We start from the raw sequence: 14,173 nt of genomic DNA, 5'->3' as shown, positions 1-14,173 counted from the left end.
TTATTGAGTTACACACATATTATTTGATTGTTGATAAAGAAAATAACAGGGTGTTAATAATTATCCACAACTTACGCACATTCGGTGGATAACTAACCGTTTACATTCGCTTGTCCACAATCTTTCTATGGATATTCTACTATAAAAATCATAGTAATATCAATGCTTTGCATAACTTATCCACACAATTATACTTATAAACAAAACGAGTTGTCAAATACATGTGAATATGTGAGAAAAGATCATATTAGGCTGTGAATAACAAAAGATCATAATTAAATTATCCACAAAATGATGGGAATGCATTGTGAATAAGTGGATAACTTTCTAATAGGGTCCACACAAAATACTTCTTGATTTTTAAATATTGATTTGTTATAGTTTAATGGTTATTGAAATTGTGACTAATCACACGTATGGTATAAATAATTTTGTAATTTATCTTCTGAATCTATATAAATGAATATCATACAAACAATTATCTAACTAATAGATATTTAAGAAAATTATTGGAGGTGTTCTTAAATGGTAAAACGTACGTATCAACCAAATAAACGTAAACATAGTAAAGTACACGGTTTCCGTGCACGTATGAGCTCTAAAAACGGCCGTAAAGTATTAGCTCGCCGTCGTCGTAAAGGCAGAAAAGTATTATCAGCTTAAGATCACTGAAGAGCAGTGGTCTTTTTTTTGTTTTAATTGAAGTAATTGTTTTGTATAATAAACAATAATTAAGTGATGAATTGTGGAGTGGATGTAGTGGAAAAGGCTTATCGAATTAAAAAAAACAATGATTTTCAACGTATTTATAAAATGGGTAAGTCAGTTGCTAATCGACAATTCGTTATTTATACAGCAGAAAATGATTGTGAACACTTTAGATTAGGTATGAGTGTTTCAAAAAAGTTAGGAAATGCTGTTACTAGAAATAGAATAAAAAGGTCAATTAGAGAATGTTTTAAGAATCATAAAGAAAATATTCTTCCTAAAGACATCATTGTTATTGCTCGAAACCAATCTGTAGATTTATCAGTAGTAGAAACACAGAAAAGTATAGAGCATGTATTGAAGATTGCTAAAGTTTTTAATAAACGTATTCCTTAAGTATGGATAATTACTAGGAGGTTGCAGGATGCTTAAATCACGCTATGAAGGACAATCAGTAGAACAAGCACTACAACAAGGTTTAGAAGATTTAAATGTTCAAGAAAAACAAGTCAGAATTGATGTTATTAATGAAGGTAGAAAAGGTGTTTTTGGATTTATGAAGCAAGATGCTCAAATTGAATTGACGGTGATTGATCCAGAACTTAAACAGTTTGAATCAATTGAAGCATTAAAGGAACGTCATCAAGAAGCACAGAGCGAGAACATAAATAATGTGAATTCGAAAACTGAAGCACCAGCTCAAGTAACCAAGCAAGAGACAACACAAGATGATATTCAAACAGAAGATGAAGAAAATCAACAAAGACTTCAGAAGAAGGATTCATTAAATGAAGTTGCAAACCGTACTTTAGAATACGTGTTAAATATAATTAAAGAAATGGATATTGATGTAGATGGATCATATGAAATTAAGTCGAATACGATTTATATCAATATGACTTCTAGTAAAGCTGCTTTTATAATAGGAAAACGCGGACAAATTTTAAATGCATTACAAGTCGTTGGCCAAAACTATATGCATCAATTCGTGAAAGGTTATTATTCGCTCATATTAGATATCGAATCTTATAGAGAGAAGCGTAAAGAAACTTTGGAACAATTGGCACAAAACATGGCTAAAAAAGCAATTCAGACAAAAAGACCAGTTAAATTAGAACCAATGCCAAACTTTGAACGCAAAATAATGCATCAAGCAGTTAGTAAGATTGAAAATATCGAAACATACTCTGAAGGAAGAGAGCCACATCGATATTTAGTCATTAAATATAAAGTGTAATAGTCGGAGTGAGTCATCTCGCTCCGCATTTTTTCGGACAATATATTCGAAAAATTGAACAAAACCATTTACAATCAATAGAATAGCTATTAATGGTGGAGGAGAATATCATGGAACTAGATACAATTACAAGTATCTCAACGCCTATGGGTGAAGGCGCAATTGCAATCGTACGATTAAGTGGCCCGGATGCCTTGAATATTGCAAATCGTATATATAAAGGAAAAAAACAACTCGACGAAGTGGCATCACATACGATTAATTATGGACATATCATTGATCCAGAATCAGAAGAAGTTGTTGAAGAAGTAATGGTCGCAGTTATGAAAGCACCGAAGACATTTACAAGAGAAGATATTGTCGAAATTAACTGTCATGGTGGACTAGTTACAGTTAATCGTGTACTTGAATTAACATTATCGAATGGTGCTAGAATGGCTGAACCAGGTGAATTTACAAAACGTGCTTTCTTACATGGTCGTATTGACTTATCACAAGCAGAAGCGGTTATGGATTTCATAAGATCTAAGACGGAACGCGCATCGAAGGTAGCCTTAGGGCAGATGGAAGGGCGTCTAAGTAGTCTAATTAAAGGGCTCAGACAATCTATTCTTGAAATACTTGCTCAAGTAGAAGTGAATATTGATTACCCGGAATACGATGATGTTGAAGAAGCAACAACACAGTTTTTATTAAAAGAATCTAGACATATTGAACATGAAATCGATCAATTATTAAAAACAGGACAACAAGGTAAAATTATGAGAGAAGGATTATCTACTGTTATTGTAGGTAAACCAAATGTCGGAAAAAGCTCGATGCTCAACAATTTAATCCAAGATAATAAAGCAATCGTTACTGAAGTAGCCGGTACAACAAGAGATGTACTAGAAGAGTATGTTAATGTAAGAGGCGTACCGTTAAGACTTGTAGACACAGCAGGGATTCGTGAAACAGAAGATATCGTTGAAAAAATCGGTGTCGAACGATCCAGAAAAGCATTGTCAGAAGCAGATTTAATATTATTCGTACTTAATTATAATGAAGCATTAACAGAAAGTGATTACCAATTGTTTGATGTGATTAAAGACGAAGATGTCATTGTTATTATTAACAAGATGGATTTAGAACAACAACTTGATTTGGAAGAAGTCAAAAACATGATTGGTGATCATCCACTCGTTCAAACATCTATGGTTGAACAACAAGGTATTGAAGAGCTTGAACAGAAGATTTCAGAGCTATTCTTTGGAGGACAAGTACAATCACAAGATATGACTTATGTTTCTAATTCTAGACATATTGCGTTACTTAAAGATGCGAGAACATCCATTAATGACGCTATTCAATCAGCTGAAGATGCCGTACCTATAGATATTGTACAAATTGACTTAATCAAAACTTGGGAATTACTTGGCGAAGTGATAGGTGAAGAAGCAAGTGATTCACTCATTGATCAATTATTTAGTCAATTCTGTTTAGGAAAATAAAAAGGAGGAAAAATTTTGACACAAAAATATGACGTTATTGTTGTCGGTGCAGGGCATGCAGGTGTTGAAGCAGGATTAGCTTCAGCAAGACGTGGCGCAAAAACACTAATACTAACAATTAACTTAGATAGTGTAGCATTTATGCCATGTAACCCATCAGTTGGTGGCCCAGCAAAAGGAATCGTAGTTAGAGAAATTGATGCACTTGGCGGTCAAATGGCGAAGACAATAGATAAAACACACATTCAAATGCGTATGTTAAACACAGGTAAAGGTCCTGCTGTAAGAGCATTACGTGCACAAGCAGATAAAGTCTTGTATCAAGAAGAAATGAAACGTGTGATTGAAGATGAGCCAAACTTAGATATTATGCAAGGTATGGTAGAAAGATTAATTATAGAAGACAATAAAGTTAAAGGTGTTGAGATGGTTATCGGATCAACGTATGAAGCAGATGCAGTTGTCTTAACAACAGGCACATTCTTACGTGGCGAAATCATTTTAGGTAACTTGAAATATTCAAGTGGTCCTAATCACCAAATGCCTTCTATTAAACTTGCAGAACACTTAAAAGAATTAGGATTTGATATCGTTCGATTTAAAACGGGAACACCACCACGTGTAAACGGAAATACAATCGATTATAGTAAAACAGAAATTCAACCGGGTGATGATGTTGGTCGTGCATTTAGTTATGAAACGACTGAATATATACTAGATCAATTACCATGTTGGTTAACTTATACAAATGAAACGACGCATAAAGTCATCGATGATAACTTACATTTATCTGCTATGTACTCAGGTATGATTAAAGGAACAGGTCCGAGATACTGTCCGTCAATCGAAGATAAATTCGTACGTTTCAATGATAAACCAAGACACCAATTATTCTTAGAACCTGAAGGCCGTAAAACACAAGAAGTCTATGTTCAAGGATTATCTACAAGTTTACCAGAAGACGTTCAACGTAAGATGTTAGAAACGATCCCTGGATTAGAAAATGCAGATATGATGCGTGCCGGTTATGCAATTGAATATGATGCAATCGTGCCAACACAATTGTGGCCAACATTAGAAACAAAAGTTGTTACAAATTTATTTACTGCAGGACAAATTAACGGAACTTCAGGTTATGAAGAAGCGGCTGGTCAAGGTTTAATGGCTGGTATTAATGCAGCAGGTAAAGTGCTAGGTAAAGATGATGTTATCTTACGTCGTTCAGACGCTTATATTGGTGTATTAATTGATGATCTAGTTACTAAAGGAACTAATGAACCATATCGTTTATTAACATCACGCGCTGAACACCGCTTATTATTAAGACATGATAATGCAGACTTAAGATTAACAGATATCGGTTATGAAATTGGTATGATTTCAGAAGAACGTTATGCTAAATTTAATCAAAAACGTGAAGCAATCGCAGCAGAACAAGAAAGATTAAGAGGCATTCGAATTAAACCAAATGAACATACACAAAGCGTAATTGAAAGTCATGGAGGATCTGCACTTAAAGATGGTATCTTAGCATTAGATTTATTGCGTAGACCTGAAATGGATTACAATGCAATTATGGAAATCTTGCAAGAAACATCTCCAGTGAGTGAAGATGTTCAAGAACAAGTTGAAATTCAAACAAAATACGAAGGCTATATCCAAAAATCATTAGCCCAAGTTGAAAAAATGAAACGTATGGAAGATAAAAAAATTCCAGAAAATATTGATTATGATGCGATAAATAGTTTAGCTACTGAAGCGCGTCAAAAATTAAAAGAAGTTAACCCATTAGATATTGCACAAGCTTCACGTATATCAGGTGTTAACCCTGCAGACATTTCAATATTGCTTGTTTATATAGAACAAGGTAAAATTCAGAAGGTGAACTAGATGAATGAACAAACATTTATAAACTCATTAAAAGAATCAAACATTACATTAACAGATCAACAACTTAAACAATTTGAGATTTATTTTGAAATGTTAGTAGAATGGAATGAGAAAATTAATTTAACTGCTGTTACTGAAAAAGAAGAAGTCTACTTAAAACACTTTTTTGATTCAGTGACGCCAGCTTTTTATATTGATTTTACAAAAATTGAATCCATATGCGACGTTGGTGCAGGCGCAGGATTCCCTAGTATACCGTTGAAAATTTTATATCCGCATTTGCAAATTACAATAGTAGATTCTTTAAATAAACGTATTAAATTCTTAAATGAATTAGCATCTGCTTTAAATATAGACCAAGTTAATTTTGTTCATGATAGAGCAGAAACTTTTGGTAAAAATGAAGCGAGAGAAAGTTTTGATCTTGTAACAGCACGTGCAGTGGCAAGATTATCTGTGCTAAGCGAACTGTGTATACCTTTAGTTAAAAAAGGCGGTCAATTTGTAGCATTAAAAGGTTCACAAGGTAACGAAGAATTAGAAGATGCACAATTTGCGATTTCAGTTCTTGGCGGCCAAGTGAAAGATGTTGTTGAATTTACATTACCTTTAGAAGAAAGTGTTAGACAAATTATTACTATAGATAAATTAAGACAAACACCTAAGAAATATCCGAGAAAACCAGGTACACCAAACAAAGAACCATTAACTAAATAATTACCTGGGAAATATGTATGAATGAAAGTAGGTATATTGAAATGAAGAAACCTTTTTCTAAATTATTTGGACTAAAAGACAAAGAATTAGAACACATAGAAGAAGCGAGAGCTGAAGGTAATGTAGCAATAATTTCAACAGAGAGAATTGTGCCAAACCGTTATCAACCAAGAAAAGTATTCGATGAATCAAAAATTAAAGAATTAGCACAGTCCATAAAAGAACACGGATTATTACAACCTATTGTAGTTCGTCCAATTGAAGAAGGAATGTATGAAATCATTGCTGGAGAGCGTAGATTTCGTGCTATGAAACATAACGATTTACCTGAAACAGAAGTTATCATCAAGCCTTTGAATGATAAAGAAACAGCAGCAGTAGCACTCATTGAAAATATACAGCGTGAAAATTTATCAGCTATAGAAGAAGCGGAAGCATATAAAAAGTTGCTTGAATTAGAAGGCATTACGCAACAAGATTTAGCAACAAGTATGGGGAAAAGCCAATCATTTATAGCCAATAAATTAAGACTGTTGAAATTGTCAGAACCAATTATCATCTCATTACAAAAAGGTGAAATAACAGAAAGACACGCAAGAGCCATGTTAGGTCTAGATGATGACGGGCAACGCGATGTCTTAACTGCAATACAATCACAGAACTTAAATGTTAAACAAACAGAAGATCGTGTGAAAAAAATTCGAGGTTCGGAAAAAGTAAAAGCAAAACAATTCCAATTCGAACAAGACATATCTGAAGCATTAGATACACTTAGACAAAGTATTAAAAATGTCGAAAAAGAAGGCATAAAAGTCAAAAGGATGGACGAAGAACACAAAGACTTCTATGAAATAACAATTAAAGTTTATAAGAGAAAATAAAACAAAGAGGTTGGGACATTGAAGTGTCTCAGCCTCTTTTAGTATCTTGTCATCCTTGCCGGGAGAGGACTACACAATCTTTTTATATAAATTAGACTTCTGTCCTGTCCATTGGTTTTATATGTTGAGCTAAATAATGGACTTTTAGTTTAAAGTTGTTATTATAGAGTTGTAATATCTATGATTAAGAGGTGTAATATGAAGATTTCTAAAGGGTCAGACTATGGGTTGCATGCACTGGCATATTTAATTGCTAAAAGAGACCAACAACTCATCAATGTTAAAAGTTTATCTGAGACGTTAAATGTATCTGTAACATATTTATCTAAAATATTAACGCAATTAGTAAAAGCGGGCGTCATTAAATCTGCATCTGGTGCAAAAGGTGGTTATTACTTAGTCAATAATTGGGAAGACATAACTGTCTATTATATAATTACTGCAATTGATGGCCATCAAAGCACACTTGGAGATAGTTTTGATCACGGTCCAGAATGTAAGATACAAGCGATATTAACTTCAGCAGAAGATGAGATGACGCAAGCTTTGAAAAATAAAACGTTAAAAGATTTAATGTAAGTTAAATCTTTTTTTATTTATTAATTGTAGATATTAAAACTCTATAATGGTTATGAAAGGTGGAAATACTATGTTTGATTGTATAGTAATAGGTGGAGGACCAGCAGGATTAGCAAGTGCACTCACATTAGGAAGAGCTTTGAAGAAGACGTTAGTCATAGACAATAATAATGCGAGAAATAAAGTGACACAGCACTCCCATGCATTTTTAACACAAGATGGTGTCAGACCAGAAGAATTGAGAGCTAAAGCAGAACATGATGTTGATCAATACGATGATGTAACACGAATCAATGACACAGCGTTAAACATATTGAAAGAAGAGACATATTTTATTGTTAAAACAGAAAATAGACAATATAAAGCTAAGAAAATTATGGTATGTACAGGATTACGAGAAACATTACCAGAAATTGAAGGTTTAAAAGAAAGCTATGGAAAATCAGTCTTTTATTGTCCATGGTGCGATGGATATGAATTGAGAAATAAACCATTAGTTGTAGCTGTTCAACCTGAACATGTGAAACATATGGCGATGCTCATCAATAATTGGACAGATGATATTGTTATAAGTAGTTATGATTTTTCTATATTAACTGAAGAAGATAAAGCGTTTATTGAAAGTAAACATATCACATTAGTTGAAAGCGAAGTAGCCGAATTTAAACAGAATGAAGGACAAATTAATGAAGTTATTTTTAAAAATGGTGAACGTATCAAGAGAAGCGGTGCAATTATTGGCGTGAAGTGGGATACTGATTTTGAATTTTTAAAAACGCTCAATATCGAAAGAGAAGATAACGGAAAAATAAAAATAAACCAGTTAGGTGAATCATCTGTACCAGGATTGTTTGTAGCCGGAGAAAGTAAAGATTTCATAGCATCTCAACTCATAGATGCAGCAGCAAATGGTAACCAAGTTGCAAAATTTGTAGCAATGCAAATTATTATGGAATCATAAAAAAAAAGAGCATAGGACATAATTCCTAACTCAAAATCAGTAATATCTCAAACTAGAAACAAAGTAAGATTGATTTAGAAGTAGTTTTCGTATATTTAAAGGTTATTTTGGATTTCATTCGTATGTTGTTACGAGAATATTCCAAAGTAAAATGAGAACTTGAAATTGCTTTAATGGCAACAAATATAAGATCTACCAAAAAGAATTTAAACAAAAAAATACAGTGGAAATTCAAATGTAGAAATGAATTTCCACTGTATTTTTAATTTCTAGAATATTTCAGTCCCAGCCTATTTTTAAGTTTGTAGGATATTAAGAGAATGAAAATATCGTAGATTTTAAATGTTAAAGAAATGAAAAAAAACTAATTATCTAAAAAAAATAATTTATTTTATAAAACATTATTTTTATAAAATAAGGATTGACACAATATTATTGATGGAATAAAATGTTATTGAAAAAAAGCGAATATACTATCATATATTTAATCTACGATGAGGGTGCATTATGATGCGTTTAATAGGATTAAGTCATATAACAAAAAATTATAGATCTGGAAAGCAAAATGAAAATATATTAAAAGGAATTTCTTTAGATATAAATAAAGGAGACTTTGTTTCAATTGTAGGGAAGTCAGGGTCAGGTAAGTCTACCTTACTTAATATTATAGGACTTTTGGATGTAGATTTTTCTGGCGAATACATATTTGAAGAGCAAGTAATAAATAGTACAAATGATATACAGCAGTCGAAATTAAGAAATCAAAAAATCGGATTTATATTTCAACATTTTAACTTAATAGATGAATATACAGTGTTAGAAAATATAAACTTACCTTTCTTATATTCCAATGAAAAAGCTGATAAATCATACATTGAATATTTGATAAAGAAATTAAATTTAGAACATCAAGTAAATGAATATGCATGTAATTTATCTGGTGGTCAGAAGCAAAGAGTAGCTATAATTAGAGCCTTGGCAAATAAGCCTAGTATCATTATTGCAGATGAACCTACAGGATCACTCGATGAAAGAAATCGTGATTTAATATTAAATATATTTAAAGATATTCACCAAGAAGGTATGACAATTATATTAGTGACACACGATCCAACAGTAGCTCAATTAGCAAAGAAAAAATACATTATGAAAGATGGGTTACTTTATTCAGAGTCAGAGGTGACTGGTGTAAATGATTAACTTATTTAAAGATGTATTCAAATTGTTATTAAGAAATAAAAGGCAAAGTATTTTAACTTCTATAGCAATTGCAATAGCAAGTTTTGTTGTTCTGTTCGTCCAAGCAAGTAGTGAATTTACAAATCAATCTTTATCAGACAATCTCCAAGTAGATAAAAATCAAACAACACTTAATTTTGTAAGTGAAAATGTCACAGAATTGGCTGGTTTTACAGAAGAAGATAAAAATTTAATAGAAAACGTTATTAATAAGAAAGCTCAATTAGTATCTAGTTCTTACGGAACAATGGTGAATGTGTTTTATGGAGATTCAAAACAAATTCTTAGTTACAGAACAGTTGAAAATTTAAAGAAAAATGAAGTGAATTTACCGGAAGTTATAAAGGGTAAGAAGCTAGAAGAACAAAATAAGCGTTCAAATGAAATTGCAATCAGTGATAAAGCGTTATTAAACTTAACACGCCAAAATAATATAGAAACATTTATAAATAAAGACATAAAAATTAAAAATAAAAACTATAAAATAAGTACAATTTACAAAGCATCTACAATTAATGAGTTAGTGCCATCATTAATAATTACAGAGCAAATAAAGAAAGATGTTATGCAAAATAAAATGTATTATGATGAAATGCTTATCAAGACACAAAATCAAAAAGAAATAAATAAAGCATTAGATTCACTCGATAGAAATGGGTCATATAAGAACAAGGGCAGTTATACATATACAGACAATAAAGGAGTCTATGAAGAAACAAAATCTCAGACAGAGACAATATTAAATTTCATTGCACTATTATCCAGTATTTCGATATTTGTAGCTGGATTTGGAGTAATGAATGCAATGTTTTCATCTATAAGTGAACGATCTAAAGAAATTGCAATCCGACGAGCATTAGGCGCTAAAAAAAGCGACATACAATTATCGTATATTATTGAAGGAACAGTGTTATCTTCTTTAGGCGGTTTAACAGGTATAATTTCAATTTTAATATGCATCACTTTAATGAATATGTTAGGTATAGTAGCAAGTTTGACAGGTTTACAAATAATCATAACTTTTATAGCTACTGTTGGGTTTGGAATTGTGTTCAGCATAATTCCTGCAATGGTTGCTGCAAATAAAAATATGGTCGAAGGTCTGAAGTAATTGTTATGGATAAAAAATTAACGAAAATAAATACAATAATTATTGCTTTATTGGTGATAGAAATAATGCTCAGTATGATTTTTATGAGTACTTTTAATATTTTTCAACACATGTTATTAGTACAAATAGTACCATCAATTTTATTAGCAATACTGATAGGTAGAATTGCATATGGAAAGAAACTGTATTGGATTTATATAATCTTAGGATCGATTATATATACTGCACTGATGTACGTTTTAATAACAAATACGCCAATGAGTGTTATTGAAAATAATACAGTTCAATCAAATACATCTGTTTTTGAATTTAATAAGAATATTCGATTCATTACTTATTTAGGCTTTTTTATACAAGAGTTTCTAATAGCTTCTTTTGTGTTTTTAATAATAAAAGTTATAAGAAAGATTAAAGAAGGAAGATTTTAATTAGAACAAGACATCCCCACATCCAATTAGAAAAGATGTGGGGAATTTATTAATAATGAAATAATTTGACGGTATTTTTTGAACGTATTGAAATTTATTTTCTTTTTTGTAAAATATTAGGTGTAGCACTTAAAATTTTTCTAGGAGGGATTCTATGAATAAGTTTAAAGTATTACTGTCTTTTATTGCTTTATTATTTATGATTTCATCTGTTTTTTCACATCCTGCTAATGCTCAAATGCAAAGTATAGAGTATTACGAAGGTCTAGGTTCTAAGATTTTAAAGGGTTATGATTATAATTCAGATACTGGTAAATATACTTTTGATAAAGAAGTTGCTAAAGAAGAATCTGGACTATCTGAAAAACAAATTATAGCAGTTGAAAATCATTTAAAAACATTGGATGCATCTAAATTACAATTAATTCAAAATGATAAAGAGAAAATCGAGGGTGAAAGTGGTTCTAAAACTAGAGCTATACAATTAGCGCCATTAATTGGTGCTGCAGCAATCGGAATAGTAGCTGCTGTTGGAACAACTGTTGCCACGAAATTTGCCGAAGATATATATAATTATGGATTAACAAAAGCTTGCCAAAATTTCAAAAAATATAACGCGATAAAAGATTTTTGCGTTATAAATAAATATATTTAACATGGAGTTTATAATAATATGTTTATATATATTATTTGGCATTAGTTCTTTTGCACTAGTTTTAGTGGCTTTATTGACGATAATAAAAATTTTAAATGTGTATGAAATTGATTTGAATTTAAAAAAACTCTGGATACTTGTTTTAATTACTTTTATTAGTTCTATTTTATTTTTAATTTTAATAGGATTAATTCATTAAAATCTCCTCAAATTTGAGGAGATTTTTTATAGTTTGTTTGAAGTGATGTAGTTGTATAGAAGTGGTGTGTATATGAAGGCTATAACGGACATAATTCGAGATTCTGTCCTTAAGAAGGTTGTAACGGACACAATTCGAAATACTGTCCCTAAGAAGGTTGTAATGGACATAATTCGAGATTCTGTCCCTAAGAAGGTTGTAACGGACATAATTCAGGATTCTGTCCCTAAGAGAGCTGTAACGGACATAATTCGAGATTCTGTCCGTTAGCACTCCGTAACTTGACCTCAGCTCCCGTGATCCCCAACAAATTTCGTACATTAGCACCTCAATATCACCTCCCAAAAATCAAAACGATTGAAAACAAGTCCAATTTGATATGCTTACTATGTAAATATGTTGTTAAATTGCCCGAGAAGCATTGTAATTTGTAAATAACTCATTTATACTTTTATGCAAGCGTTTTCAATAACAAGGGGGGATTTCTTTGATTACATTTTTAGTTTCGATTGTATTATTGATTGTAGGTTATTTTACATATGGCAAGTATATTGAAAAAATGTTTGGTGTTAAGGATGAGCGTCCAACACCTGCGCATGATCAAAGGGATGATATTGACTATGTTCCGATGACGACGAATAAAAACTCGTTAATCCAATTATTAAATATCGCTGGTGTTGGCCCGATTTTCGGACCTATTATGGGTGCTTTATATGGTCCTGTTGCATTTTTATGGATTGTATTAGGCTCGATATTTGCAGGGGCTGTCCATGATTATTTAACTGGTATGATTTCAATTCGTAACAAAGGGGCACACTTACCCGAGTTAGCTGGAAAGTTCTTAGGTAATGTGATGAGGCATCTTGTTAATGTATTTACGTTATTATTACTACTATTAACAGGGACGGTATTCGTTACGAGTCCTGCATTATTATTACATTCATTAATGGATGGGAAAATTGCATTAGGTATTATTGTTTTTGTTATTTTTGTATATTATTTCTTATCTACAGTATTACCAATCGACAAGATTATCGGTAAGGTTTACCCGATATTTGGTTTTATATTAATGGTGTCTGCGGTTGGTATTTTTATAAGATTATTAATGACAGGGGCGGATATTCCAGAATTAACTTTGAAGAATATGCATCCTGATTCTGCACCGATATTCCCATTACTATTCTTTACGATTACTTGTGGAGCTTTATCTGGATTCCACGCAACACAATCGCCTATTATATCTAGAACAACGAATAACGAGAAAAATGGTCGAAAAATATTTTACGGTATGATGATTGCGGAAGGTATTATCGCAATGATTTGGGCTGCGGCTGCGATGAGTTTATTCGGTGGATATGGTGGACTTCAAGAAGTGTTAGCTAAAGGTGAAGCGGCACTTGTTGTGAGTGAAGCATCGACAATGTTATTAGGCTCTGTATTTGGTACATTTGCAATACTTGGTGTGATTGTATTGCCAATTACGAGCGGAGATACTTCGTTTAGAAGTGCAAGAATGATACTCGCAGATTATTTTAATTTTGGTCAAAAGAAAATATGGAAACGATTTGCGATTGCGATACCAATGTTTATTATTAGTTTTGTATTAACAACAGTAGACTTCACAATTTTATGGAGATATTTCTCATGGGCTAACCAAACAACAGCAGTGATAGCATTGTGGATCGGTGTGATGTACTTGTTGTTGTCTAAAAAGAATTTCTACGTAGCATTAATACCTGCTTTATTTATGACGTGGAATATATTTACGTATATATTAAGTCAGCCTATTGGATTAGGTATGGATTTAACATTAAGTTACTGGCTATCTATTGGACTAACTATCTTATGGTCTATGTATTTCTATTATTTATATCGTAAAAATAGTGAACGTGCGATAGAAATAGATCATCATATTGGTATCAAAACAATATCTAAATATTAATAGCAAAAGCCCCTTCCGATCTCCACCGGAAGGGGCTTTTTATATATTGAATATAGGGAAGGTCAACTGCCATATAACACTCGCTCAAAAATATTATATGGCAGTGACATTTGTTAAGGTTAACGGCTAATGTTAT

Annotated in this window: 14 protein-coding genes; all 14 read left to right on the top strand. The window is 31.8% G+C overall.

Annotation, left to right across the window (positions count from 1 at the left end; genetic code table 11):
- Positions 1 to 525: 525 nt before the first annotated feature.
- The 14 genes from rpmH (at position 526) to P3U32_RS12725 (ending at position 14,037) form a co-directional block, all read left to right on the top strand.
- Positions 526 to 663 carry a 50S ribosomal protein L34 gene (rpmH, locus tag P3U32_RS12790; RefSeq protein WP_016999186.1) on the top strand — a complete coding sequence of 46 codons (138 nt, stop codon included), beginning with the start codon at positions 526 to 528 and terminating at the stop codon, positions 661 to 663.
- A gap of 96 nt (positions 664 to 759) precedes the next feature.
- Positions 760 to 1,104 carry a ribonuclease P protein component gene (gene rnpA / locus P3U32_RS12785; protein ID WP_323703559.1) on the top strand — a complete coding sequence of 115 codons (345 nt, stop codon included), beginning with the start codon at positions 760 to 762 and terminating at the stop codon, positions 1,102 to 1,104.
- Between the two features lie 28 nt (positions 1,105 to 1,132).
- Positions 1,133 to 1,945: an RNA-binding cell elongation regulator Jag/EloR gene (gene jag / locus P3U32_RS12780; RefSeq protein WP_323703557.1), complete on the top strand. Its 813-nt coding sequence runs from the start codon at positions 1,133 to 1,135 to the stop codon at positions 1,943 to 1,945.
- A gap of 110 nt (positions 1,946 to 2,055) precedes the next feature.
- Positions 2,056 to 3,435, top strand: a complete 1,380-nt coding sequence (gene mnmE, locus P3U32_RS12775; protein ID WP_323703556.1) for a tRNA uridine-5-carboxymethylaminomethyl(34) synthesis GTPase MnmE — start codon at positions 2,056 to 2,058, stop codon at positions 3,433 to 3,435.
- Positions 3,436 to 3,450: 15 nt separating this feature from the next.
- Positions 3,451 to 5,325 carry a tRNA uridine-5-carboxymethylaminomethyl(34) synthesis enzyme MnmG gene (gene mnmG / locus P3U32_RS12770; protein WP_323703554.1) on the top strand — a complete coding sequence of 625 codons (1,875 nt, stop codon included), beginning with the start codon at positions 3,451 to 3,453 and terminating at the stop codon, positions 5,323 to 5,325.
- Positions 5,326 to 6,042 (top strand): 16S rRNA (guanine(527)-N(7))-methyltransferase RsmG, encoded by a 717-nt coding sequence (gene rsmG, locus P3U32_RS12765; RefSeq protein WP_323703552.1) that lies wholly within the window; start codon positions 5,326 to 5,328, stop codon positions 6,040 to 6,042.
- Between the two features lie 41 nt (positions 6,043 to 6,083).
- Positions 6,084 to 6,923 carry a nucleoid occlusion protein gene (noc, locus tag P3U32_RS12760; protein ID WP_323703551.1) on the top strand — a complete coding sequence of 280 codons (840 nt, stop codon included), beginning with the start codon at positions 6,084 to 6,086 and terminating at the stop codon, positions 6,921 to 6,923.
- A 198-nt stretch (positions 6,924 to 7,121) separates the two neighbouring features.
- Complete coding sequence (locus tag P3U32_RS12755) at positions 7,122 to 7,502, top strand: RrF2 family transcriptional regulator (RefSeq protein WP_323703549.1); 381 nt, start codon at positions 7,122 to 7,124, stop codon at positions 7,500 to 7,502.
- 70 nt (positions 7,503 to 7,572) lie between these two features.
- Positions 7,573 to 8,463: an NAD(P)/FAD-dependent oxidoreductase gene (locus P3U32_RS12750; RefSeq protein WP_323703547.1), complete on the top strand. Its 891-nt coding sequence runs from the start codon at positions 7,573 to 7,575 to the stop codon at positions 8,461 to 8,463.
- Between the two features lie 507 nt (positions 8,464 to 8,970).
- On the top strand, positions 8,971 to 9,663 hold the full coding sequence (locus P3U32_RS12745; RefSeq protein ID WP_323703546.1) for an ABC transporter ATP-binding protein: 693 nt from the start codon (positions 8,971 to 8,973) through the stop codon (positions 9,661 to 9,663).
- On the top strand, positions 9,656 to 10,813 hold the full coding sequence (locus P3U32_RS12740) for an ABC transporter permease (protein WP_323703544.1): 1,158 nt from the start codon (positions 9,656 to 9,658) through the stop codon (positions 10,811 to 10,813). Before P3U32_RS12745 ends, P3U32_RS12740 begins: the two co-directional genes overlap by 8 nt.
- A 5-nt stretch (positions 10,814 to 10,818) precedes the next feature.
- On the top strand, positions 10,819 to 11,241 hold the full coding sequence (locus P3U32_RS12735) for a hypothetical protein (RefSeq protein WP_323703542.1): 423 nt from the start codon (positions 10,819 to 10,821) through the stop codon (positions 11,239 to 11,241).
- 154 nt (positions 11,242 to 11,395) lie between these two features.
- Positions 11,396 to 11,896: a hypothetical protein gene (locus P3U32_RS12730; protein WP_323703541.1), complete on the top strand. Its 501-nt coding sequence runs from the start codon at positions 11,396 to 11,398 to the stop codon at positions 11,894 to 11,896.
- Positions 11,897 to 12,582: 686 nt separating this feature from the next.
- Complete coding sequence (locus tag P3U32_RS12725; protein ID WP_323703539.1) at positions 12,583 to 14,037, top strand: carbon starvation CstA family protein; 1,455 nt, start codon at positions 12,583 to 12,585, stop codon at positions 14,035 to 14,037.
- Positions 14,038 to 14,173 lie beyond the last annotated feature (136 nt).

This window comes from Mammaliicoccus sp. Dog046 (assembly GCF_034039665.1).
Taxonomy (GTDB): Bacteria; Bacillota; Bacilli; order Staphylococcales; family Staphylococcaceae; genus Mammaliicoccus.
Note: the sequence above shows the minus strand (reverse complement) of the source record. Positions and strands in the feature narration are given on the sequence as shown.

Excerpts from the sequence above, each read along its gene's own strand:
- rpmH (WP_016999186.1), top strand. The coding sequence starts at position 526 with ATGGTAAAACGTACGTATCAACCAAATAAACGTAAACATAGTAAAGTA.
- jag (WP_323703557.1), top strand. The coding sequence starts at position 1,133 with ATGCTTAAATCACGCTATGAAGGACAATCAGTAGAACAAGCACTACAA.
- mnmE (WP_323703556.1), top strand. The coding sequence starts at position 2,056 with ATGGAACTAGATACAATTACAAGTATCTCAACGCCTATGGGTGAAGGC.
- rsmG (WP_323703552.1), top strand. The coding sequence starts at position 5,326 with ATGAATGAACAAACATTTATAAACTCATTAAAAGAATCAAACATTACA.
- noc (WP_323703551.1), top strand. The coding sequence starts at position 6,084 with ATGAAGAAACCTTTTTCTAAATTATTTGGACTAAAAGACAAAGAATTA.
- P3U32_RS12755 (WP_323703549.1), top strand. The coding sequence starts at position 7,122 with ATGAAGATTTCTAAAGGGTCAGACTATGGGTTGCATGCACTGGCATAT.
- P3U32_RS12750 (WP_323703547.1), top strand. The coding sequence starts at position 7,573 with ATGTTTGATTGTATAGTAATAGGTGGAGGACCAGCAGGATTAGCAAGT.
- P3U32_RS12745 (WP_323703546.1), top strand. The coding sequence starts at position 8,971 with ATGATGCGTTTAATAGGATTAAGTCATATAACAAAAAATTATAGATCT.
- P3U32_RS12740 (WP_323703544.1), top strand. The coding sequence starts at position 9,656 with ATGATTAACTTATTTAAAGATGTATTCAAATTGTTATTAAGAAATAAA.
- P3U32_RS12735 (WP_323703542.1), top strand. The coding sequence starts at position 10,819 with ATGGATAAAAAATTAACGAAAATAAATACAATAATTATTGCTTTATTG.
- P3U32_RS12730 (WP_323703541.1), top strand. The coding sequence starts at position 11,396 with ATGAATAAGTTTAAAGTATTACTGTCTTTTATTGCTTTATTATTTATG.